This window comes from Corynebacterium choanae (genome assembly GCF_003813965.1).
In the GTDB taxonomy this organism is placed as follows: Bacteria; Actinomycetota; Actinomycetes; order Mycobacteriales; family Mycobacteriaceae; genus Corynebacterium; species Corynebacterium choanae.
Genome location: NZ_CP033896.1, coordinates 2,611,628 through 2,635,154, shown reverse-complemented (window position 1 = coordinate 2,635,154; position 23,527 = coordinate 2,611,628). Strand labels below are relative to the sequence as shown.

Below are 23,527 nucleotides of genomic sequence, written 5' to 3'. Positions count from 1 at the left end.
GATAGCAGCGCTGCTCGAAGGTCGCCGTGATGGTAAGAACCACGCCCTAATGTTGACACTGTACACATCCCGTTCTACCCTGTATGTTTACAGCGTAAACTTTAGTAGATGGGGATTCGAATGTCGAGCAAACTACTCAGCCCGTATGTGTTTGCCTCAGGTGCACGTGTACCTAACCGTTTAGTCAAGGCCGCAATGGAAGAGTCTTTAGGCGCTGGCGCTCATGTGCCAGGCGATGCGGTGTTTACCCTCTATCGCACCTGGGCGCGTGGGGGAACAGGAACCTTGATTACCGGCAACGTGATGGTTCACGATGCGGCGCTAACTGGCCCTCAAGCGATTGTGCTTGATGAGCGCCAGCCGTTAGCGCCGTTCAAACGCTGGGCGCAGGTTGCTCATGAGGGCGGAGCCAAGATTTGGATGCAGATTAACCACCCAGGCCGTCAGGTCTTGTCGGGTCAGCCTGGGGTGGTGTGGTCGCCAAGTACCAGTCAGGTTGATGTGGGCTCTGCGCGTGCAAAGTTTGCCCCAGCTGCCAAAATGACCGGTGAGCAGATTGAGCAAGTAATCGACATGTTCATCACCACAGCCACGTTGGCTTTTCAGGCAGGATTTGATGGAGTTGAGGTACATGCGGCGCACGGTTACCTTTTGTCGCAGTTTCTGTCGCCACTGGTTAATGAGCGCGATGACGAGTGGGGTGGCACTCTTGAGAATCGCGCCCGAATGCTCGATCGGATTGTTACTGGGATTCGCCGGCGGGTGCCAAAGGATTTCGTGGTGGCGGTAAAGCTCAACTCCTCCGATTTTCAGCGTGGTGGGTTCAGTGTGGATGATGCTAGGCAGGTCATTGACATCCTGGCCCAGGCCGGGGCAGATCTAGTGGAACTTTCTGGCGGCTCTTATGAGAGCCCAGCCATGACTGGTAACTCTGCCGATGAGCGAACCCAGGCACGTGAAGCCTACTTCCTTGACATGGCCCAGCAGCTGCTTGAAACCTCACCGTTGCCGCTGATGGTCACCGGCGGAGTAGTGCGTCAAAGTGTCGCCAACCAGGTCCTTGAATCGGGTGTGACCCTGGTGGGGATGGGCACCGCGCTGGCTGCTGACCCCAACCTGGTCAACACTTGGAACACAGACCCTCAGGCCAGCCCCGCTATTCCTCGCACGCGGATCGCTAACAAAGCGATTGCCTCGGCTGCTTCCATGGCGTGGGTGCGCTGGCAAATGAAACGACTGTCGAAAAATAAACAACCCATCTTGTGGATGGATCCGCGCATCACACTGGCCCTGAGCCAACTGGGAACGAAAAAAGCCAACCGCAACTATGGCACCTGGCTACAGCGCCGAAACGCCGGGCGCTAAACACACATGCACAGCAGGAAAGAATTGGAGAATATGGACGATATGCATACAACGAGGCGAATTTTGCAGGTTGTCACCAATGTTGATGCCTATGAATCTGATCCCAAACATGCCACGGGCCTATGGCTGTCCGAGCTCACCCACTCCTACGAGGTTTTCGAGCAGGCCGGCTTTGAGCAGATAATTGTCAGCCCCCGGGGTGGCAAGTCGCCACTTGAACCACGCTCACTTAAATTCCCTAATCTGGATGCTTCAGCTAAAGCTTGGCTGAACGATCCAACCCGCATGGCACTGCTCGAGCACACGAAGAACCCAGATGAGGTGGATGCTGCTGATGTTGATGCGATCTTCTTTACCGGCGGCCACGCTGTCATGTATGACTTTCCTGGCAGTGAAGGCCTGCAGCAACTCACTCGCGACATTTACGAGCAAGGTGGCGTGGTAGCAGCCGTCTGCCACGGCTATTGCGGCCTGTTGGAAACCACCTTGTCTGATGGCACCCCACTGGTCAAAGATCGAAGCATCACTGGTTTTTCCTGGCGTGAGGAAGTCCTAGCAGGGGTGGCGAAACTGGTGCCTTATAACGTTGAGCAGCGGATGAAAGACTTAGGTGCCAACTATTCCAAGGGGCTGGTGCCGTTTGCCTCCTACACCCAAGTCGATGGGCGTCTGGTTACTGGGCAAAACCCAGGGTCAGCCAAAGCCACCGCGAAAAAGACTCTCGAGGTACTCCACACCCTCACCACTACTTCACCCAACCGGTAGAAATCACCGCCATCGATCCTGAGGTCACAAGGGGAAACGCAGCGTTTCGCCCTCGGGTTGTTTGGGAGAAAAGCAGAAGTCTTCCTGTCACAATAGTTAGCAGGAAGCTTCTCTTTATTTTCAAGGACCAGGTTTGCCGTGCACAGTGCGCATCAACAGTTAGGGATTGACCTTCTTCTCCTTGAGGGTCGGGCAGACGGGCCGATCCACGTCCAGATCCCTGACACGAAATACGACCTATACATCCTGCCAGTGACCTCGTTAGAGGCGTACCGCAGCCACAAAAAGATGAACCTGGCCGGTATCTACTTCGTTCTAGGCGATCTGACGGGTGAGGAAGAAAACCTCTACATCGGTAAAGCTGCGGTGCGTAAAAACAATGACGGCACCATTAAGCATGTGCTGGAAAACATGCGCAACGGTAAGCACCGATTTTGCCGTAAAGCCGTCCTGCTCGTTGCACCACCCGAAGACTTCTCAGCTACCGAATTAGGGATGCTTGAGGACACATTCATTACGTTGGCTCGTGAAGCGGGGCGAACCAACATGGCTAATGGGACTGGGGCTCACGCGGGCAAAGTCCATGAGCACCTGAAGAACCGCATTGGCATGATCGTGTCTAACACCCGCCTTATGCTGGCCACCATGGGCATCATGGTTCTTGAACCGCATGTTCCCACAGCAACGCAACCTGATGTCACTCTGGGAGAAAGTGAAGATGACCCAGTCCAATCCCGCGCTCCTATCAGGGAAGTGAGTCCGGAGTTTTACTCTCACCGCCGAGAAGAAAAACGAGCAGTTCTTGTCAAAAGTGGTGGTGAGTGGGTGTTGAAAAAAGGCAGTTGGCTAGGCCGTGTCAAAGCAGATCATGCGGCCAAGTTACGTGACTGCCACTCCAAATCTGTCATCGGTGATGTGACTGTCGCTGATATTGCGCTCCCGTCCCCGAACAAGGCCGGTGAGTTTGTCAAGGGCAACAGTGCGAACGCTCGCGTGTTCTGGCGCGACAAAGATGGCAAGTACTTAGGCGAGTACCTTGATAACGGCGAAATCTAGCCGAACAACCGTATGCACCCACCCCAGGAGCAAACTGGGTGCATCGTTAGATCGTATCAACGCTCACCGAACGTGGAATCCGCCCTATAGTGCTCGGCAGTCGAGTGCGGACGACAATAATTAGAACCACAAATACCCAGTACTCGATAAGCGCATCGAGTCCACGTATGTGGAGCGTTCCACCGGCACCAACAAAAACAGCTTGTGCGACTCATACTTCCGCGCTATCCGCTGGGCTACCGATCGCATCCGAGATGAAGGCGTGATCGCCTTCATCTCGGACTCTTCTTTCGTTGATGACAACACTGCCGACGGCCTGCGCCTGACCTGGCAGAACGAGTTTAGCGATATCTTCATCTACAACCTGCGTGGTGGGATACGGCGTGGTCTATCGCTGAACCGTCCCTTGGTGGCTGTTGCTGAGTGTCCTATCCAAAATGTCGCTACACGAGTGCTGCGCACGCGGTGCAAGCATGTGAAATGCTGATTTGTTCCTAGCTATTGACGACTAGGGGAACCGGTAACGGCTGCTCGGCGCTGAAAAGCTGGCGGCAGCTAATGGCAAAGCCTCGGGGGATGCTGACAAGTGACGGCTTTGCAAAAATCCACGAGCCTTTTCATTTCGGTCAACGTGGTCTGCGGGAAGTGGCAGTTTGGGGGAAAATTATTGATCCCGTGATACGACAAAACCCCAGGTTGCCTTGGTGGCAAACTAGGGTTTTGGTTGTGAAGTTCGGCGAAAAAACAACGTCACACTGTCCGCACGAGCATAGTTACAGCTGACGGGTGCGCAGCAGGTCGCGGATCTCGGTGAGGAGCTCAACCTCAACTGGTGCCTTTTCTTCTTCGTCTTCGGCGACACCCTGGCGGGCTGCCTGGCGTTCCTTGACCTTGTTCATCGGCATCACAAAGATGAAGTAGATAATTGCGGCGACGATGAGGAAGTTAATCGCGGCGGTGATGATGGCACCAAGGTCGATGAACGTATTTGAGTTACCTTCGCGCAGCTGGACTCCAAGTCCCCCGAGTTCCACGGAACCGAAAGAGGCGATAATTGGGTTCACCAAGTTTTCGGTGAAAGCGGTGACGATGCTGGTGAATGCAGCACCGATAACGACAGCAACAGCCAGGTCAATGACATTGCCGCGCATGATGAAGTCTTTGAAGCCTTTAAGCACAGAGATCCCTTACGGTAAAAAGATGATACTAACAATGGCCGTATCTTTGATAGGCCTTGCGCAATAGTAGCCTGTGAATTGCCGCAGCGGTAGTCAGATTTCGGGCAGTCATCGCAGCATTGCTGAATTTTCCGAGTCGTCCCGTCGGTAAGGATTTCGTCACAGTGCAGCACATGCTGGGGTTGCTGGCCTGAAGATGGACTTCTCTGCATCAGGGCAACCGTGCAATAGTGGTGCTGAGGTGGGGGAATGATGCGCAATGTGCAGGTTTGATGGGTAGCAAATGGCAGGTGGATTGTGCTGTGCCTCGCCAATCTGGCCGGCGTTGAGGCGTAAGTTCGCTCACCGTCACCGCGTTGATGTAATCCTACTCACGTTGCCAGAGCGGCCATTGCGTGCACTGTGCCGGATACTCGCTGCTGGTAGTAGGTGGTAGGTATGCATGCTAGTTGTGTCAGCGATTGCAAACACCTTGTTGCTGTATTGACGTGAATAAGCCAGCACCTGGGTTTTGGTGCTGGCTTCACAGCTCGTCGTGGCTACTTTTATTGGGCAGTGACAATCGACCAGGAATCTTTTTCCGCCAACATTCGCCTTGCCTGAGCCTTCGCCCCTTCCAAATCGTGGTGGGCGCCCCAACCGCATTGAATCTCATTGGCGGCAGGGACTTCCGTGGCCTCGGTGATATCGACGAAGGTTTTCTCCAGGATGGGGAAGAAGTCCTCTGGTTCCACACCTAAGGTAATGGCATAGAAACCAGTGCGGCAGCCCATGGGGGAGAAGTCGATGAGTTTGTCAGTGTGATTGCGCATAAACTCGGCGGCCATGTGCTCAAGGGCATGTACCGTTTTCGTCTCGAGATGATCAGTATTCGGCTGGGTGAACCGTACATCGTATTTGATCAGCACGTCACCGCCCGGCAGCGCTTTCCGATCGGCGATGCGCACATAGGGTGCAATAACAGTGCGATGGTCAAGATTAAAGGATTCGACGTTCATCTTTTCAGTCATGGCCTCCACACTACCGTGCCTGCTGCATCGATGAGATCCTGCCGGAGGCTCCTGCGCCGCAGGGAATGCGCACACCCCGAGCAGGCGGCGCTGGGGTGCGCTACGGGTGCTCGGGGTGTGTCATGGATGAAATTATTCGCTGTGTACTAGTCGAAAATCACCGTGCGATTGCCATAGACCTGCACTCGATCTTCCAAATGGAAGCGCAGACCACGAGCCAGCACAATTTTCTCTGCGTCACGACCAAGCCGCTGCATATCGGTGGGGGTTTCCCGGTGGGTGATCCGGATAACGTCTTGTTCAATAATCGGACCGTCATCCAAATCGCTCGTCGCATAGTGACAGGTAGCGCCGATGAGCTTCACACCACGCTGATATGCCTGGTGATACGGGCGCGCCCCCATAAACGATGGAAGGAAGGAATGGTGGATGTTAATCGCTTTGCCTTCCCACATTTCACACAAGTCAGGCGGAAGGATCTGCATGAAGCGGGCAAGCACCACCGCGTCGGGATCGTGCTCATTGACAATTGCTGCAACCTTGTCAAAGGACTGCCGTTTGCCGACTGCATCCTTCGGAAATGGCACATGATGAAATGGCACATTGTGGGCTTCCGCGATGCTGCGCAGATCATCGTGGTTGCCGATCACTGCCGCGACTTCCATTGGATATTCGTTCTGCGCCACCCGGCCAAGCAGATCATGCAGGCAGTGGCCTTCCTTGGAAACCAGAATCACTGCTTTCTTTGGTTTCGCCGTATCCCACACCCGCCAGCGGGCTTGTGGGCTGATTTCTTCAGCGAGCTCTTGCAGACTTTCGGTGAATGCTTCCACCGAGACACTCAACGACTCGGCACGGATTGCTTGCCGGGTGAAGAACCAGCCAGATGCTGGATCAGAGAAATAGTGTGCCTCCACAATGCTGCCGCCGACAGAGGCGACAAATCCAGCGAGTTTCGCAATAATCCCGGTGTTGTCAGGACAGCCGAGAGTGACCACGAGTTGGCGGTCGGCGAGCGGGGAAACAGAAGCAGGAACCTGTGCAGTCATGGGCATTGATCCTACCTTCCGGGAGAGATGATGTGCGAACGCTCATAAACCAACCACTATTCGAGCAATGGTTCACTATTCGGGCAATGGTCGGATTTGTTTCACTACAACTGCCGCAGGGATCTAGCGGGCAAGGGGTGCGGAGTGTGGTGTCGCCGCTAGACGATGGCACTGGTGCGGAGTGTGGTGCTGCAGTGCGGTGACGACACTGGTTACTGGTTTGCGGCAGTCGGTGACAAAACGGCAGCTGCCCTCCAGTGGGGAATCACTGAAGGGCAGCTAGGTCTTATGCAATTATTCGATGCTGTGGGCGCCGCGCGAGTAGTTGGCACACCATCAAAGTGTCGATACCGAGCCTGTGGTGTGGGCGATCGTCGGCGCCAGTGTTACTGGCTAGCTTGTCGCAGCCGGGAACACTCCATCGTCTTGCAGGCGAGCATCCTCGTTGAGGAGCAGATTGATCTCTGCTTCGTGCGCACCCTTCTCCGGGAGACGACGGGCATTGGGTACCTCGTACAGGGTGCGGGCACCGATCATGCCAGCCTCCAGGTGACGGGCACCTGCCTGCAGGCGGGCGGTGGCTCGCCGGCGCCACTGGTCGACGTCGACGCCAGCATTGGCTGCAGCCTGTTCGAAACAGGATGGGTGCGCCAAAACAACCACAGCCGCCACGTGACCGAAGCCCAGCGAGGTAAGCACCCCAGCTTTCACTTGACCCGCCCCTAAGTTGAGGTTTTCTCGCAGCCACACCAGGTTGGTTGCCTTCGGCTCAATAGCGGGATCAACACAGTCAAGTGCGGCGTTCGCAGGCAGTTCACCGGTCGCCAGAATGTGGGTGAGTCCACCGATCTGGAAGAGGGCGGCACCACCTTTGGCGTGGCCAGTTAACGTTTTCTGCGAAACAACAAACAGCGGATTGTGTTCGTCGCGACCAACCGCCTGCCACAGCAGCGAATGCAGCTCCGACTCGTTTGGATCATTTGCGTTCGTGGAGGTGTCATGCTTTGACACCACCCGCACATCATCCGGGGTGAGGCCGAGGGTGTGCAGCGACTTCGCCAACGTGGAATGGATTCCACCGCGGGCAGCCGCCAGTGCGCCGAGACCAGGGGCTGGGATCGAGGTGTGGGTGCCGTCCGCATACGACTGGGCGTGGGCAACAACAGCCAAGACTGGCAGCCCCAATTCGGCGGCCACTCGTGCCCGGGCGAGCACGACCGTGCCGCCCCCTTCCGCCTCGACGAAACCGCCGCGGCGGCGATCATTCGCCCGCGAATAGAACCGCTCATCAATACCCTTATCGGCCATGTCTTGCGACTTGGCGGTGGCATTCATGTCGCCGAAACCAGTCAACGATTCCACCGAGATATCGTCAATACCGCCGGCCACCACAATGTCGGCTTTCCCCAGTTTGATCTTATCGACGCCTTCTTCCACCGACACGGCAGCGGTGGCACACGCTGCCACCGGGTGAATCATCGACCCGTAGCCGCCCACAAAGGACTGCATCACATGGGCGGCAACCACATTCGGCAGGGCTTCCTGCAGAATATCGCTGGGGCGCTCCTCCCCGAGGAAACGGCTGACAAACACCTTGTGCAGTGATTCCATACCGCCAATACCGGTGCCCTGTGTGGAGGCAATATTGGCCGGATGGACAGCTTGCAGCAATTCGGCGGGGCTAAACCCTTGGGTGAGATACGCATCGACGGCGGTGACCAGATTCCAGCAGGCAATCCGGTCAAGACCATCCACCATGGTCGCCGGGATTCCCCACTTTGCCGGATCAAACCCGGTCGGCATTTGGCCACCCACAGTGCGCGTCAAACATGCCCGTTTCGGAATGCGTGCCTTAGCACCTTTTCGTTTCGTGACCAACCATTCACCGTCGGCGGTCTGCTGGATTTCGGTGGTTTTCTCATCAGCAGCCACATAGTCACGGGCAGCTGCCTCGGTGGGGACAGTGAAAGTGATATCCCGGTCAAGATACACCGACTCGACATCAATCGACCCCTGGTTGACGAGGGTGAAGTCGTCGACAAAGGTGCGGATACCGCTGCGGGCAACCACCTCATCGCGGTAGGTGTCGTAGATATCTTCTTCCGCCACCCGTTGGCCCTCCGCGTTGTACCAGCCTGGATTGGTTTCATCGCTCCAGGTGATCAGCCCCATCATCCAGGCAAGTTCCATTACCCCGGCGGCGGTGAGATCCACCGTCCCGTCGCGGCGAATACCGTATTCGGCTTCGCGCCGGGTACGACCCGAACCCCACGAGGACACTTCGCCCACACCACAGATCACAATCATGTCATCGAGTGATGCGGTGACTTGCCCCAATTCCACCGGCTGCGGCTGGGTGGGACGCGGCGGATTCGGCAGTGCAGCAATCGTGACCTGTGCTGCAGTGTCGCTGCTGTTGCTGGTGTTGGCTGCGGCCGCAGCCTGTGCGGTGCGCGCCAGCTCGCTTAAGGACACTTCCAAGTCGGCAAGGCCGCCGGTGAAGTCCGCATCCAACGGTGCCTGTGCCGCTTCGGCGCGGGATTGGGCACTCGCCAACCCGAGGAGATGATCGGTGATCTCTTCCGGGGTGTAGACGTGAATACCGGCCTCTTTCGCCGCTGGCACGATCGCATCATTGCCACCCATAAGGTTGGTGCCCTGCACCCAGCCGATGCGGGCTTGTGCCAAGGTGACGAATGCCGGCCAGCCGGTTTCTGCCTGCCACTTGGCAAGCATCGCATCAAAGGCGGCTTTCACTTCACCATAGGCGCCATCGCCACCGAAGGTGCCCCGGTTCGGGGAACCCGGCAGCACAATATGGACCCGGGTGTTGCTGCGGGAGTTCGCCACCGTGTCCGCCAGTCCGGCGATGGTGCGTTCCACTGACCACAGCAGCAGTCGCGCCTGGGTTTCGGTGTTGCCGCCGGCATCCGCTAACGTGCCGGACACGCTCGGCGCAGCAAATGGGAACGCCAAGGTGGGCACCAGTGCCGGTTTGGTGACAATAGTGTTTTCGCCGACGGTGGTTTTCTGCTCTTGCGCAATCCACGCGATCAGCGCATCAATATCCCGGTAAGAGGTGAGGTTAGCTGGAACCAGCCACAGTTTCGCGCCACCGGCCGCATGGTCACGGAACAGGGTGCGGGCGTATTCTTTGCGGGCTTGCCCCACATTTGAGGCGGTCATCACCACCGTCGCCCCGCCGCGGAGAAGTTTCGCCACCAGTGAACCCGCAATCGAACCAGGGGCAGCACCGGTAACCAGCGCCACATCGTCGGCGAAGGCTAGCTGGTCGGCGGCAGCAGTGTCTTCGCAGGCATCCGCAATGTCGCCCAGCAGGGTGGCGGCTGTGGTGTTGTCACAGCGGGCAGCCCACCAGCGGGCTTGTCCAGCAGCCACAGAACCAAGACCCGCAAAGCGGGAAGGATCAACAGCGGCCAGGGCTTCCCCGGTGGTGGCGCCGGCACCGATGCGGGCAATCGCCTCCCGGGCAAGAGCCCACTGGTCGTCGAAGAGCACTGCTTTGGTGGCGTCAAACACTGGGGTGACACTGGCCAGCCAGCCGGCACCCAGTTCGGCTTCCACCGCCTGCAGCAGAGCAGTGTCTGTTTCGGCTTGGGTGACTGCTGGGGTGGTGGCTAACCCTAAAGCTTGCAGCATGGTGCGGGCGGTGGTGGCCAGCACCCCTTCTTCGCCGGTGACTTCTTCCGCGAATGCGGCAAGTGCGGCCGAGTCGACCACGCCGCCGCCGTTGGCGGCACCACCGGCACTGGCCTGCTGCACAGCTGTACCGTTTGCCGCTGCCACATTGTTCACCGCCGCATCGATGACGGCATCAAATTCGGTGGCGTTGGAGGGTTCCCCGGCTGCGATGGTGGCCAGTTCGCCGCCGCGCACCGATTCTTCCCCCCGCAGACCCAGGACGATTTCCACCTCAACTGGGGCAGTCCACGAGGCAGGTAGTGCCCAGGTAGTTGCCAGACGATCAGCGATCCGGTTGGGTTTCACCCCGGCCTGGGCGGCAAGGGTTCGCAGCCGGCTGGTGACCAGTTCGCCGAGCACGGGTCCAAAGGCACTATAGCCAGGGGCGGCCTGCACGACGCGGCCGCGCAGGGTGGCAATGTCTGCTTCCGCGGCACCGTCAATAGTGGGTACCCCAAGTTCACCGGCCATGTCCATCAGCAGCTGATTGCGGCGGGAAGACACCCCGTTGGTGAGCGATTCGGTGGTGTCTTGGTCGGTGATCTGGTCAAGACGGATTTTGTTTTGCGCCGCCACCAGGGCACAGATCGCATCGGCGGCGTCAAACTTCAACTCGGGGGCAGGGCCTGCCGCCGGGGCGCCCTGCGGCTGGCTGGGGGTGGCCGCCGGGGCGGCACCCGCCACAGCGGCACCGGCCACCGGCGAATCGGGGTCGATCCTGTCACCGGCTGCAGCGTCAGCCGCCGGTGCTATCGGGGTGGCATCGGTACCAACGCGAGGTACTTCGTCAGCGGCAGTGTGCTCGCCGGCTGCCGTCTCCCCGGGGCTAGTAGCAGCGTCGTCAAGGGTTGCCTGGGGGGCTTCTTTCGCATCCAGGAAGTAGATGATCTGCTCGTCACGTTCGACGTTATAAACCTCCACCTGGTGGGCGCGATGCTCAGGCAGTTCCAGGGTGCGTGCCAGCAGGTTCGCCAAGGTGGGGGATTTCGCCAATCCGACTTCCACCACCCGGTCAACCCCATCGTCGCCGATGAGTAGGTTTTGTGTTTCAATCCACCGCACCGGGGAGGCGAACTGCCAGGCGAGAAGTTCAATCACCAAAATCCGGGCAACCTTGCCGGGTTCACGCGCAACACGCTGTTCAAATTCGCCGGGGGTAGCCAGCAGGGTTTCCACCGGGGTTGCCGGCACGACGGCAAGGATGGATTCGGCGAAGTCCCGAGTCAACGCAAAGGGGCGGGCGACGAGGTTCGGGATGTAGCGGTCAACGAGCGCGTCCACGTCGAGTTCTGCTGGCAGCAGCGCATCGAGTTTTTCGGCGAACGCCGCCACACCGGGGCGCAGCACCGCAGAGTGGAAAGGCACATCGATGCCGGGGATTTGAATATAGGCGCGCCTGCCGCCGTGGGCGGCAGCCCGGGCTTCCGCATCCTCACGCAGGGCGGCCAGCCCAGCCAAGGTGCCGGCGACGGCATATTGTTGTCCGGCAACATTGAAGTTGACGATTTGCAAAAATTCGCCGGTGGATTCGGCAATCCCGGCAACATAGTCGGTGATTTCCGCATCAGCCATACCGAATTGGTTTGGCCGCAGCGCCGCCAGCGCATAGTTACTGCGCCCCTGCTCATCGCGGGGAACCAGGGAATGCATCGCTGACCCGCGGGAGTACACCACATCGATGACCCCTTCGAGTTCGAAAATGCCGGCGGTTGATGCGAGGGCAGTGTATTCGCCCAGGGAGTGTCCGGCATACATGGCTCCCGGTACCAGTGCGTCTTCCGCGCTTAAGCGGGCAGTTTGCCCATAGGCGACCACGGCCAAAGCCACCTGGGTGAACTGGGTTAAATACAGCACGCCGGCGGGGTGACGGAAGGTGGTATCGCCCACTGTCAGCTCGGTCGGATTGTTATCGACCACGTCGATAATGCTGAAACCTAAGGTGGCACGGGTGTGTGCATCGGCACGCTGCCACACTTCCCGGGTGGCTGCAGACCGCTGCCGGTCGGCAGCCCCCATGCCCGCTTCTTGAATGCCTTGACCAGGATAAACATAGGCTGTGGTGGGGGCGGCAAGAATCGCTTGGCCACGGGAAACCACCTGGCCGGCGATCCGGCAGGTGACCTCGACGGCCGGGTTGACGCCTACCCGGCCTACTCGTTCAACAGTGATTTCGACTTCGTCGTTGAGCTGGACCATGCCATACATCGAATACGTCCAGCCGAGCAGTGCGGCAGGACGATCGGTGTTGTCTGCTGCACAGGCAAAATGCTGGGCGGTGGCGGAAAGCCACATGCCGTGCACCAGGGGGGCTTGCAAACCGACGAGTTTTGCCGCGTTGCTGGAGGTGTGAATCGGATTGTAATCCCCAGAGACCATCGCAAATGGGGTCATATCGGCCGGTGCGGTCACGGTAGTACGGCGAATAAAGCTGCGCGGGGTGTCTACGACGGTGGCCCCGGTGTTCCCGAAGCTGGGGGCAAGTGGTGCCTGCTTCGCGGAGGTCACCCGTCCACGGATGGCGAAGCGTTCGATCATGGTGGCAATCACCTCACCGGTGGCGGTGTCGGTGAGCACCAGATCCACGGTGACAATCCGCCCCGAGGCGGACTCGTCAAACGCCCGGGTGCGGGCCTCTACGGCGATGGTGCGCACCGTGTCATCCATCAACGTTGCCACTGGCACTTGCAGATCAGTGACATGGTCAAGATGCACCGCGTTGAGCAGCCCTTCAATCACCGGATAGCCGTCGGCCAGCTTCCCGGAACCCAGTGCCGCATAGATCGCCGGCCAGCAGGGGCCGACGAGTGCATCGGCACAGCCGGCGGCGGTGGTCACCCCTGGTAGTGCTGCCCCGGTTACCCCGGTATGCGCCTCAAACAGCTGGGCACGCAAAGTGAAGGAGTCTTTCACCACCCCGAACACAGTGTCCGGATCATCGTGGACTTCTGGCACTGCGGTGATCTCGTCGCCGCCCGCCGACACCGAACCAACACCGGCAACACCAGCTAACAGCTGATAGACGGCTGCCGGCAGATGCTCGTGGCTAACCAGTGGGGAAGCGCCCGTTGCACAGTCGGCGGACAGCTCCACAGGGATATCAACTTGCTGCACCACATAGGGATGATCCCCCGGCAGATTGTCCCAATAGGAATCACACAGAATCCGGATGATCCACGGTTGCTCATCGCTGTCAGGCGCAATGAGTTCGAAGGCGGACTCGTCGAGAACCGCCGCCGGGTTATCGATTAAATGCCCGTGCCACACAATATGTGGAGTAGTGCGCAGGAAGGTTTCCGCATCTTCCACATTCCCCAGGCGGGAATACACCGCCTGCGGCGGGGTGTGTTCTGCTGCGAGTGCCGCAACACAGGCCTGTTCAAAACGGCCAAGAATATCGGCTACCGGCTCATCCACGGTGGTGATACCGGCAACGGACACAGGCCCCGGAATCACCCGCACCGCGGAAGCAGCATAGCGCTCGTCGTGGGACTGCCACAGCGAATCCATGCCCCACCAGCGGGCAACATCAGTATCAATCGCCGGCACCCACGGCATCGGTTTGTGATGCTTGCGCATCAACCCGACAAACCATTTCGCATCGCGCGCACCCACAGTGATCTCGGCGGCCTCCGGGTAGCGGGCAAGCAGTGCCGCCACCACGGCCGGACCGTCTTCCACACTGTCCACATCGGGGAAGTCAGTTTCGATCTGCCCGTGATCGGCAGGATGTAAGCGTGCCTCAACGCGGTGCACCAAATCAAGGAACCGATCCGTCCAGGTGGGATCCTGGAAAGGATGCGCCAAAGCAACGAACTTCTCCAACACTTCGGCATAGGTCATGGTGGTGAGATCACCGAAATAGGGCTTTGCTGTCTTGTTTAAGGCGGCAATAATCTCCTCCCGGCGGGCATCAACCGCCTCTTGGGAGGACGTATCCAGGGAAGCTAACAGCTCAGAGCAGCGCGCCGAATCGTTATACACCTCGTACATGTCTGCGTGCAGATGGCTCAACCCGGAGGTCACCCCGCCGCGGGCAGCACCCCGGCCAACCCAGCCGCCGGCATCGTCTAATTCCACCCCGGGGGTATCGACCAACAGCTGTTTGACCTGCGGGGAGGTTTTCGCTTCTCGGGCGGTCATGGTGGCTGTACCAATGAGCACCCCATCGACTGGCATTGCCGGCAATCCATGATCATGCGCCCAGGTGCCCAGCATCCAGCGGGCAGCTTTCTCCGGGGTGCCGATACCGCCACCGACACACAACACCACATTGTCCCGCTGCCGGATTGCACCATAGGTTGCCAGCAGCAGATCATCCAAATTCACCCACGAATGGTGACCACCGGCATGCCCATCTTCCACCTGAATAATCAGCGGGAAGTCTGGGTTTGCGTCCGCAATCGCCAAACAGCTGCGAATCTGCTCGACAGTGCCCGGTTTGAAACAAATATAGGGAAAACCTTCCCCGGACAGGGAAGCGATCAACTCGGTTGCTTCTTCCACCTCCGGGATACCGGCAGACACCGTCACCCCGTTAATTGCCACCCCGGCGGCACGCGCCTTCGACACGATGCGCTGCGCCCCGAACTGCAGATTCCACATGTAGCGGTCAAAGAACATCGAGTTAAACTGGGCTGCCCGCCCCGGCTGCAGCTGTTTGACTAGCCCTTCCCGGTTTTCGGTGAACACTTCTTCGGAATATTGGCCGCCACCGGCCATTTCTGCCCAATAGCCGGCGTTTGCTGCCGCCGCCACAATATCGGGATCTACCGTAGTCGGGGTCATACCCGGCAGCAGTACTGGTGAATAGCCGGTGAGCGCGGTGAATTTGGTGGCCACCTTCGTCTCCCCGGTCGGCAGGGTGATCAGTCGCGGGGCGAATTGTGACCAGTCAGGGGCTTGATCCACCGCAGTGCCAGCAGTGGCCAGCTTTTCCCGGGCAGCAACCGTTGCCCCATCAACCAGCTGCACCCCAAGGCCGGCGATCAGCGGTTCGGTTAGCCGCCACAACGATCCACCCGGATCGGTAGTGATGAGATGACTGCACTGTTTCGGATAGCCGTTGATTTCCGCAGTCCAGTCGTGATGATCAACAAGAATATAGCGAGCCAACGCCTCCGCCTCGGGCACATCCAAACCACAAGCGTCAGCCCACGCCAAAGTCTGCGCAACGGCGTTACTCATCGAACTGTGGTGGAAGGGGGCAGCAACCGCTAGCCAAGTGAACTGTGGTGACACCAGCGCCCCGCCCCGCTCCTTCGCCTCAACAGCCTTATTTTCCTTCGCTGCGGCTTCTTCCAACACTGCGACAACCTGCTGCAGATGGGCATGCCGTCCGGAGAGCACAAAATGTTTTGCCGCATTGCGCAAGGCAACCTCCACCTCGGAGCCGCCAAGTTCGGCAAGGGCAGCATCAATGGTTGCCCGATCAAATCCTTTGATCGACACCATGGCTTCCTCGGTGGCGCCGTACCCTAACCGGCGAGCCTCCACAGAAGTGGCTGCACCCATAATGAGAGCAAACGCCACCACATCCACGAGCCCTTGCAGATCATCGTCCCGGAGCGCCCGGGCGGCAGCCACCCCGAGGCAGCCTTGCGAATGACCGGCGAAGCGGGTGTTGTGAATATCCAAACCCAGCCCCTGCAGCTGATGCACGATCGCCACCTGCGACAAAGTAATTCCGGCGATTGAAACAGCTGGTTGTGAATCGATCGCTGTCCGGGTGGTGGCGGTGCCCCCCACGAGGGCGCTGAGGCGTTCCTGCGCGCCGGGAACAGCAACTGCAAGATGCCGCGCCACGGGGGCGATCCTAGCCCGTGCCTGCGACAGCACCTCGTTAAGGAAGGCGACTGTTGCCACGTCGCTGGCACAGTCGGCGAGTGCTTCGACCCATTGGGATGCTTGCCCGGCAAAGAGCACTCCGGGGGCAGTAAAACTCAGCAGTGGAACTGCACCGACTTTGTTGGCTGGGCTTGTCTGGGTACCGATAGTCACGATTGAACCGTTCTCCTGGCGAATATTGTTGATCGATGTCGATAAACGTTGCTGGGCGCCATCGGATGGTTGGTTAAGACAACCGGAATAAAGATGGCGCCGGGATTCCACAGCTGCGCGCACCCGAATGGGCGGCCAGACACAGCGCACTGTGACAGCTGTGGAAGTTACCGGGGAATGGTAAAAGTAACGAAGCTATTTCGTCCAATACGAAACAGTATTGAAAATTGGGTAACAATTTCCATACAAAATTGTATCCTCAAGCATTATTTTGCTGAGCGAACCCCCTTAGCTGTCATTGCATAAGGCCAGGTAGTAAGCCATTTTGTGACTCATAATGGATGCATACATGTATGTAGGTAATATTTGCTTACTGCTGCCTGCTGGCATACGAAAATGTATGCCGCAACGATTTTGTATCGGGATGATACGAAACTGTTTTGTATTACCAGCGGGAGGGTGTAGGCAAATTGATACGAATATGTATCCATAGCGTGGGGTGGGCTCGCGTCTCAGGCTTGCCAGCCGGTCTTATGTGACCAAGAACACAATTCTGGGGTTGGTGGATTGGCTGCCGTTCGCGGGCTACGGCGATCGTTCACAGCGGTGGAACATGCGGGAACCGCGCCCCCATACGAGGCCTCAGTGTGTTCGCTATCTTGCCCGCCCGGCGGTGGTGCTGCGCTGCCGTCGTATAAGACAGTCGCAGATCGCACTCCCCAAACTCGCATAACCCGGCAGTCTGGTAGTTGATATGCCCACTTCAGCGTGCGTTGGATTAAACGGGTGACACCAAGCAGGTGGCACATATGTGCCGCAGAAAACCACGGGTGTGGGGCAGTAGGGATAAAAAACACTGCACCTGGCGATGGAAACAACACTTCCATCACCAGGTGCAGCAGAGCAGCGTTGGTGAAGACGCTGGGGGAGGCGCTACAGGCTAGCTTGCGGCATCTAAGGGTTTCGAAGATGCGTGCAGCAGCGTCACAGTCATCTCAAGAACATCGGAAAGCTCCAGGAGGGTGCCCCGCACCTCATGTTCAGGGTTGAGGTCTTGCAGATGGTCTTTCCACACGCTCACCCCGGTGTAGCGCATAGCAATCCCGATGACAGCCTGGGCGAGGGTTTCGCTGCGTTTGGTGGCGACACGACCAACTTCGGCAAGCATCATCTCTAAAATTTTACCGATGCCAACGACAAACTCCCGGTTGATCTCCATGAACTGCAGTGCCCACTTCGGCTCCCGGGCAGCGCGGGCAAGCAGTTCGTTGTGCAGGATCAGGAAGTTGCGATCCATACCTACCCGTTGGCGAATCTCTGCCAAATACACCGCCATTTGTGCCTGGACGTCATCGGTGGCGGCAAGATTGAGGAGCTCTTCGGCGCCGGCGTCATGCTGGTTGGCGTCCCAATCCCGGGCAACTTCGTTCACTCGCTCAATAATCTGGCTGTATTCGTCAACCACCAGCATGGTGAACAATGCTTCTTTGTCGGAGAAGTTCGAATAGAACGCGCCCCGGGTAAATCCTGCCGCTGAACAGATCCGCTCTAGGGTGCAGCCTTCAAACCCGGCTTCGATGATGACTCGTCGAGCGGCATCGACGAGTCGTGCCTCGGTTTCGGCGCGATTGTGCACAGCCATGGTTGTTCTCCCTTTTTTAACAATCGTCGATGATCTCGTCGGTAACAATGCGGTAAGTGACGACATGGTCTGCCGCCGTCTAGTTTTCAAATTGTACGTTGCTGCGGCTCGCTGCGGGGATCGACAGGGCTGTGGCGTGCCGCTTCTGCCTGTTCAGCAACTACTGTGCCGCAAGAGCATGTCACCCTGTTGGTCTGCACTACCAGTCGCCTGCTATCGCAGCCTCGTTACAGTATTTGGCAATATGGCGGGCGCGTGAACATTTGCATTGCGCTGGTGTGCTGTGCGCCGTGGGCACACCCTGCCGGCAGGTTTGATGTGCTTGGTCGGGTTGGGGTGCCGTGCGTGTGACAGTGTTCTTTCCTTGGAACTGCAGCGGTTTGGTCACGCTACGATTGGGGGCGTGCTTCCGAATATTCCTACGCTTCCGAAAACCCCACCACTTCGCTATGTGCTGACCAAGGATCCCTTTGCTGCCCCGGCTGCGGTGGCAACCTCCTTGGCGCAGGTGATGAGGAGTCCTGAACTGCAGCAAGTGACAACCAACGCCAATGCCCCAGAGGAGATAGTGCAACCGGCGGTGGTGTGTCTTCCTCCGCTGCTCACCCATCAGGCTGTGGCGGCACAGCTGCCGCAATATGCGGCAACCCTGGCAGTAGTTGGCTACCCGGCAGGATGTCAGGATGAGTTAGTCAAAGCCGCTGAAGCACGGTTGTGTTTGGCTGGCGGGGCGACAGGTATTGTGGCTGTCGCCCAACATTCGGTCATTGTGGGCGAGGAGTGGAATCGGCAACTCTCGGAATTGGTGACGCTGCGGGAAGCAGTGCCGGAGCCGTTGCCGCTTGCAATTCTGTTTGCCCCGGCAAGACTCACTGCCGACCAACTCAACCATGCCCTGCATCAGGCATTGCAGGCAGGGGTGCAAGGTATTTGGTTGTTTGGCGAGTTAGCAACGAGCGATGGGCGCTCGGCGTTCACGGCGGCAGCACAGGTGCGGGGCAGTGGGGTGGCGCTGATTGTTGATGAGCAGGAAGCGAAGACGTTAAGTAGCGATATGCTCGCGATGGCGGGCGTTACCGGCTTGTATCGTTCCATTTAATACAACAGGGGAGGTGCGTCACCCTGCCTTGGCAGCCACATGCGGTGCAGTGCGCAAAACCCGCAAGGCAAGAGGCGACAGTTTACGTACCATCCAATCCGGTGGCACTGCTTGCCTTTGCAGCGTGCGCAGACGCTGTGCGAAAGATGTGATGCCGGCACCGCACCGCACCGAATCGCACCGTATTGCACCGCACCGCAGCGCATCACACCGCACCACAGTAGGTCACAGGAGATGTTCTGTGCCATACCGCATCAGGCAGGTTATGCAGCATCGTCGCTTTCGCAGTGCAGCCCCAATCGGCACAAGGTGTGCTGTAAAACCAACAGCGCGGCGTCGATACAGCTGTTTCATCCGCATCGACGCCGCGCAGTCGCCAGTGGTATGTCGCCTACAACTCGGCGTTGATACTCCGTAGGGGAATATTGCTGCCCTCTAACGTCAGCTGCATCGCATCATCGGTAACATCGACGGCCTGGAAACGTAGTCCGTCCACAGAAAACCCTGCCGCCTGCTGCGCCATTGTTTCGGTGAGTGCATCAGTGATCTGTGCCGGAATATCAAACCCGAGTAGCCGTGCCTTATCGGCGACAAAGGTCAACTGTCCTTGCGCGACTACCGGCCGCAGCCCCAACGTAGCAGCCCCATCGGTAAATACAATGTCGAGCGTCTCGGTTTGTGGATTGCCATCCACATCAGTGACCCGCACCACCTTGCGGAGTAATTTTCCGGCCAGCCCATCACCCGCTTGCCGATATTGGGCTTCCATTTCTTGTTTAGCCTGCGCCAACAGCATGGAATCTGGCACCGCCGTGGTGACCGTAATATGGCCGGCAACCGGATCATTCATATTGTGCAGATCAAGATCATCGATAGTGACCTGGGATGCTGGCAAACCAGCGATTTGGGGAAGGCCGTCTTCCCCATCGGGGTAGGTGATCGCCAAGGTCTCTGGGGTGGTGATCGCCAAATGCGGAAGTTCCTTAGTTACCAGTGACCACAACAGCGGCGTGTTGCTGAGCTCAACGGTAGGTTCCGGCGCTTGCTCCCCGCCGGCGATCGCCGGCTGCTGTGCGTAAAACTGTTGCTTTACCTGGTTGGTTACCGCATTCCGGGCGATAAATTCGCCGGCAACCACACCGCCGATTAGCAGCAGCACAATAACCAGCAACACTGTCCACACAATTGAAGAAGTAGATCGTTTCATAGTGCGTACCAGTCTTCCCTACATTGTTCACGCTGTCATCTTTGGGCGACGATGCAATGACCAACCGTCACCGACTGCCCTTGGTGCCCGTTGCCCTGGGTTAAGGCGCTGCTTCACCGGGTGGGTCGTGTGCGAGTGGATGCTTATCGTCGCCCTCGTGTCACCTTTTGCGAAATACTTGTGGCACCTTACATCTCAGCACCCGTTATCCAGCCGGTCTGCTAGCCGCTAATGCGGCCATTGACCAAAGACCAGTCCAAGGTGATGAGGTTATCCCGGATTGCCCGACGCGGATGACGAAAAGGCAGACCTTGCTCGGCGAGCAGTTGTAACGTTGCCTGCCAGCGAAACCGTGGCCCAAATGGGGCAGTTGCCGCAGCAGCTAGCCACGCTTGGTCGAGCTGCTTAAGCACCGCATGGATTGCGAAGCCTTCCGTATTGCAGTGAATTAACGCCTTCGGCAGTCGTTCAGCAATATCACTTGGCCGGGCAAGAGTCTGTGGATCCCACGCCAAGGTCAAGGTTTCAGGCCCGTCTTGAGTTAACGTAATCCAGGTGGCACGACGCCCGAGTTCGTCGCAGGTCCCTTCGATAAACCGGCCACCATCGGCCATATTGCGGGTTACAGTCGCCCAGGCTTGTTCAACTTGGGCGACATCATATTGCCGCAGCACATTCCAGGCACGGACAAGGTGCGGCCGGTGGCCGGCCAGCTCAAAGCCGCCAAGCGCAAATTCGACACCGTCGCGGGGTGGTAGGACCCGATCGGGATGGATCTCTAACCCAAGCACCGCAATATCGGGACGGATTTGGCGCAGCCACCTGGCCCATTGACAGGTTGTGGTGTGTGACGCCCCATAGCCCACATCGATGGCAAGCGGCGCGTCAGCGTGCAGCAGCAGCTGTTGAATCTCAAGGTTGTAGCGCATCCACCTGTCGCAGCGCCGCAGCCGATTACTGTTGGTCGTGCCGCGGGTGATGGCACCTATCGGGCCACGGGTGGCAAACGATGCCCGCTGGTTATGGCCATGATATGCCACGGTGCCCTCCTTAACGGCTGGGGTATGCACTGATGCTGCGCAACGGTGATGATATAGCGAAAAGGAAAAATTTGGCACTTAAGACAACCAGTGCGCCGTTGAGTCACGAAGTCGCGAAATCAGCAACGGCGGCACACATCTTCGGCTGGAAGTCCCGGGCATTCCCTGCGAGTGCAGAAAGAATCGATGTGTGAAAGAAAGGATGTGTGTCTGTCACGGCGGCGCTCCGCTGCGCGTAACGCCGAATGCCCCGATACTGTCGTAGCTCAGACTCAAGCGCACGCCACCGCCCCAGGAAACAATGCTTCAGCGCAACACTGTTTCCTGGGGCGGTAAGCGGTCAAGGAAGAAAACCCTTGCGGTGCACAGTCGCTGTAGGACAGGGCACCGATGGTGCGCCGCCGCACAGCGTGTGCGTGAGCAACGGGAACGGTCTGATAGTGCTAGGCCAGGTTTTCCTTGATCCAAGTTTCGGTCAGGCGTGCTTCGTTCGCGGTCAATTCGTCGAGCGCCTCAGAGACCTTCGGCTCAATCGCAGAACCCATGAATGGAATGTTGACGTTGACCACATTCTGATAGGTGATGGTGGTGGTGTTGTCGTCACCGGTGAGCGACATTTCAGCGGCGAAATCGACAGGAGCCCCCTTCACATCAGCGGTGTAATTACCGGTCGGGGCAGGGGTGTCCAAATAATTCCAGGTGACCACCCGCTTAATCTTCAACGACTGGCTGACCATAGCGCGCACCGCCTCTGGGAGCAGCTCCATTGGCATCACTTCATACAGCACGGCCTCACAGCCGCCCTCACTGGTGGTGAACTGGTGCACTTCACCTGGTTCGCTAGAAAGATTGGCTACATTATATTTCCAATACGCTTCGCTGGTGAGCGCTTCGGCAACTTTAGCCGGTGGGAACGCAAGAGTTACGGTTGTTTCGGTACGATTCGACATGGCAACTACCCTACCGCCCTCAGGCGCTGGTGACGCAACCCAGGGCGCTGCAGCCAACGTGTGATGGTGTTTCCTGGTGATCAACGGTGAAGGATATGTGACAGCGATGACCGACCACAGCAAGGATAAAGCAGCAGCCGCCCCGGCCATGCAACCATCATCAACAGTAACCCTGGATCCCCAATTGGTTGCCGCATTAGCGACGCTTGCCGATGTGGAAGTCCTTCCACACTTCCGGTTTGCTGACGTCACCACCCTGCGGGTCGGTGGCGAACCGCTACTAGCGGTTGCCGCGCACTCTACTGCCGCGATCGCCGACTGTGTTGCCGCCTGTGACCGCTTCAACCAGCCGGTGCTGGTAGTGGGAGGCGGCTCCAACCTAGTGATCAGCGATGAACCACTGCCACTGGTCGCCGTCATCTGCCAAGCAGACACGGTCACCATCGACACGACAACAGGGGAAGTTGTTGCTGCCGCAGGGGCAACCTGGGACACGGTTGTACAAGCCACGGTCGAAGCCGGGCTGGGAGGAATTGAAGCATTATCCGGTATCCCGGGCAGTGCCGGGGCAACACCAGTACAAAATGTGGGAGCCTACGGTGCCGAAATCGCTGACGTATTGACGAAAGTACAGCTCTACAACCGGCACACCGGCGCCATCGAATGGGTTGAGGCACAATCCCTCGAGCTGGCCTACCGCTACTCCAATCTAAAATTCACCGGCCGGGCAGTCGTTCTCGCAATCGCCATGCAGCTGACCACAGACGGACTCAGTGCACCGCTGCGCTACGGGGAACTTGCCCGCACCCTGGGGGCGACCGACGACGATTCAGCCACGGTGCGACGCTTCCCCGTGCAAGCAGTGCGGGACGCGGTACTCGCGTTACGCCGCGGTAAAGGGATGGTCGTTGATCCCGCCGATCCTGATACCGCATCAGCGGGATCGTTTTTCACCAATCCACAAGTCTCCACAGCACAGTTCGCCCATGTGCAAACAGTCATCCGGCAACGGCAGCCCCATCCGGCACCGGACACGGACCAGTCGCAAGCCGACCTGATTGCTTCCATCCCACACTGGCCGCTCGCGGATGGACGGGTGAAACTATCTGCCGCCTGGCTCATTGACCAAGCAGGCTTCAAGAAAGGCTATCCCGGCACCGGTGCAGCTCGCCTATCAAGCAAACACACCCTGGCGCTTACCAACCATGCCGGGGCAACTGCCGCCGACATTGTGGCGCTTGCCGCAACGATTCAACAAGGCGTGCATGACACCTTTCAGGTGACCCTCATCCCGGAACCGGTGTGGGTGGGACTTGCACCACTGCCGCTTGGTTAAACAACACCAACGCAGCCTATCGCCGAACCCGGCAAGCGTCGTCGCCGACGATCCGGGAACAGCACCAATACTGTTCCTGAAGTACACATGCATCACCACCCCATCGCATCCGCCCACATAGGTTCTGAGAA

The 23,527-nt window shown here is 58.4% G+C and carries 14 protein-coding genes; 6 read left to right on the top strand and 8 right to left on the bottom strand.

Translation table 11 applies throughout. From position 1 onward, the window contains the following. Positions 1-108: 108 nt before the first annotated feature. The 4 genes from CCHOA_RS09520 (at position 109) to CCHOA_RS10825 (ending at position 3,673) form a co-directional block, all read left to right on the top strand. Positions 109-1,365: an NADH:flavin oxidoreductase/NADH oxidase family protein gene (locus tag CCHOA_RS09520; RefSeq protein WP_245992130.1), complete on the top strand. Its 1,257-nt coding sequence runs from the start codon at positions 109-111 to the stop codon at positions 1,363-1,365. 33 nt (positions 1,366-1,398) lie between these two features. Next, a complete protein-coding gene (locus tag CCHOA_RS09515; RefSeq protein WP_245992129.1) occupies positions 1,399-2,130 on the top strand; it encodes a type 1 glutamine amidotransferase domain-containing protein in 732 nt (243 codons plus the stop codon). A gap of 252 nt (positions 2,131-2,382) precedes the next feature. Further along, the gene (locus CCHOA_RS09510; RefSeq protein ID WP_123929948.1) at positions 2,383-3,186 is read left to right on the top strand and encodes a hypothetical protein; all 804 of its coding nucleotides are present in this window, start codon (positions 2,383-2,385) and stop codon (positions 3,184-3,186) included. Between the two features lie 169 nt (positions 3,187-3,355). After that, positions 3,356-3,673 (top strand): hypothetical protein, encoded by a 318-nt coding sequence (locus CCHOA_RS10825; protein ID WP_206425790.1) that lies wholly within the window; start codon positions 3,356-3,358, stop codon positions 3,671-3,673. A 286-nt stretch (positions 3,674-3,959) separates the two neighbouring features. On the opposite strand, the gene mscL is transcribed toward CCHOA_RS10825, so the two are convergent. The 5 genes from mscL to CCHOA_RS09480 all read right to left on the bottom strand — a co-directional run bounded on the left by mscL (position 3,960) and on the right by CCHOA_RS09480 (position 17,764). Then, positions 3,960-4,364, bottom strand: a complete 405-nt coding sequence (mscL, locus tag CCHOA_RS09500; protein WP_123929946.1) for a large conductance mechanosensitive channel protein MscL — start codon at positions 4,362-4,364, stop codon at positions 3,960-3,962. A 545-nt stretch (positions 4,365-4,909) separates the two neighbouring features. Then, positions 4,910-5,374: an S-ribosylhomocysteine lyase gene (locus CCHOA_RS09495; RefSeq protein WP_123929943.1), complete on the bottom strand. Its 465-nt coding sequence runs from the start codon at positions 5,372-5,374 to the stop codon at positions 4,910-4,912. A 146-nt stretch (positions 5,375-5,520) separates the two neighbouring features. Beyond that, positions 5,521-6,423 (bottom strand): formyltetrahydrofolate deformylase, encoded by a 903-nt coding sequence (gene purU / locus CCHOA_RS09490; protein WP_123929940.1) that lies wholly within the window; start codon positions 6,421-6,423, stop codon positions 5,521-5,523. Positions 6,424-6,816: 393 nt separating this feature from the next. After that, positions 6,817-16,122, bottom strand: a complete 9,306-nt coding sequence (locus CCHOA_RS09485; protein WP_245992128.1) for a type I polyketide synthase — start codon at positions 16,120-16,122, stop codon at positions 6,817-6,819. A 940-nt stretch (positions 16,123-17,062) separates the two neighbouring features. Then, positions 17,063-17,764 (bottom strand): TetR/AcrR family transcriptional regulator, encoded by a 702-nt coding sequence (locus CCHOA_RS09480; protein ID WP_164472458.1) that lies wholly within the window; start codon positions 17,762-17,764, stop codon positions 17,063-17,065. Between the two features lie 403 nt (positions 17,765-18,167). Between CCHOA_RS09480 and CCHOA_RS09475 the strand changes: the two genes are divergently transcribed. Further along, on the top strand, positions 18,168-18,863 hold the full coding sequence (locus CCHOA_RS09475; RefSeq protein WP_123929934.1) for a beta/alpha barrel domain-containing protein: 696 nt from the start codon (positions 18,168-18,170) through the stop codon (positions 18,861-18,863). Between the two features lie 391 nt (positions 18,864-19,254). Here CCHOA_RS09475 and CCHOA_RS09470 read toward each other — a convergent pair whose 3' ends face one another. From CCHOA_RS09470 to CCHOA_RS09460, 3 genes are all read right to left on the bottom strand, one after another. After that, positions 19,255-20,070 (bottom strand): LmeA family phospholipid-binding protein, encoded by an 816-nt coding sequence (locus CCHOA_RS09470; protein WP_123929931.1) that lies wholly within the window; start codon positions 20,068-20,070, stop codon positions 19,255-19,257. Between the two features lie 221 nt (positions 20,071-20,291). Further along, positions 20,292-21,110 carry a class I SAM-dependent methyltransferase gene (locus CCHOA_RS09465; RefSeq protein WP_123929928.1) on the bottom strand — a complete coding sequence of 273 codons (819 nt, stop codon included), beginning with the start codon at positions 21,108-21,110 and terminating at the stop codon, positions 20,292-20,294. Positions 21,111-21,553: 443 nt separating this feature from the next. Then, a complete protein-coding gene (locus CCHOA_RS09460) occupies positions 21,554-22,060 on the bottom strand; it encodes a DUF2505 domain-containing protein (RefSeq protein ID WP_123929925.1) in 507 nt (168 codons plus the stop codon). Positions 22,061-22,208: 148 nt separating this feature from the next. Here CCHOA_RS09460 and CCHOA_RS09455 point away from each other — a divergent pair, with 148 nt between their 5' ends. Beyond that, positions 22,209-23,396 (top strand): UDP-N-acetylmuramate dehydrogenase, encoded by a 1,188-nt coding sequence (locus CCHOA_RS09455; RefSeq protein ID WP_123931142.1) that lies wholly within the window; start codon positions 22,209-22,211, stop codon positions 23,394-23,396. Positions 23,397-23,527: the final 131 nt, after the last annotated feature.

What these genes read in the sequence shown, in the direction of transcription:
- CCHOA_RS09515 (WP_245992129.1), top strand. Translation starts at nt 1,399, where the DNA reads ATGGACGATATGCATACAACGAGGCGAATTTTGCAGGTTGTCACCAAT.
- CCHOA_RS09520 (WP_245992130.1), top strand. Translation starts at nt 109, where the DNA reads ATGGGGATTCGAATGTCGAGCAAACTACTCAGCCCGTATGTGTTTGCC.
- CCHOA_RS09495 (WP_123929943.1), bottom strand. Translation starts at nt 5,374, where the DNA reads ATGACTGAAAAGATGAACGTCGAATCCTTTAATCTTGACCATCGCACT.
- CCHOA_RS09460 (WP_123929925.1), bottom strand. Translation starts at nt 22,060, where the DNA reads ATGTCGAATCGTACCGAAACAACCGTAACTCTTGCGTTCCCACCGGCT.
- purU (WP_123929940.1), bottom strand. Translation starts at nt 6,423, where the DNA reads ATGACTGCACAGGTTCCTGCTTCTGTTTCCCCGCTCGCCGACCGCCAA.
- CCHOA_RS09480 (WP_164472458.1), bottom strand. Translation starts at nt 17,764, where the DNA reads ATGGCTGTGCACAATCGCGCCGAAACCGAGGCACGACTCGTCGATGCC.
- CCHOA_RS09455 (WP_123931142.1), top strand. Translation starts at nt 22,209, where the DNA reads ATGCAACCATCATCAACAGTAACCCTGGATCCCCAATTGGTTGCCGCA.
- CCHOA_RS09470 (WP_123929931.1), bottom strand. Translation starts at nt 20,070, where the DNA reads ATGAAACGATCTACTTCTTCAATTGTGTGGACAGTGTTGCTGGTTATT.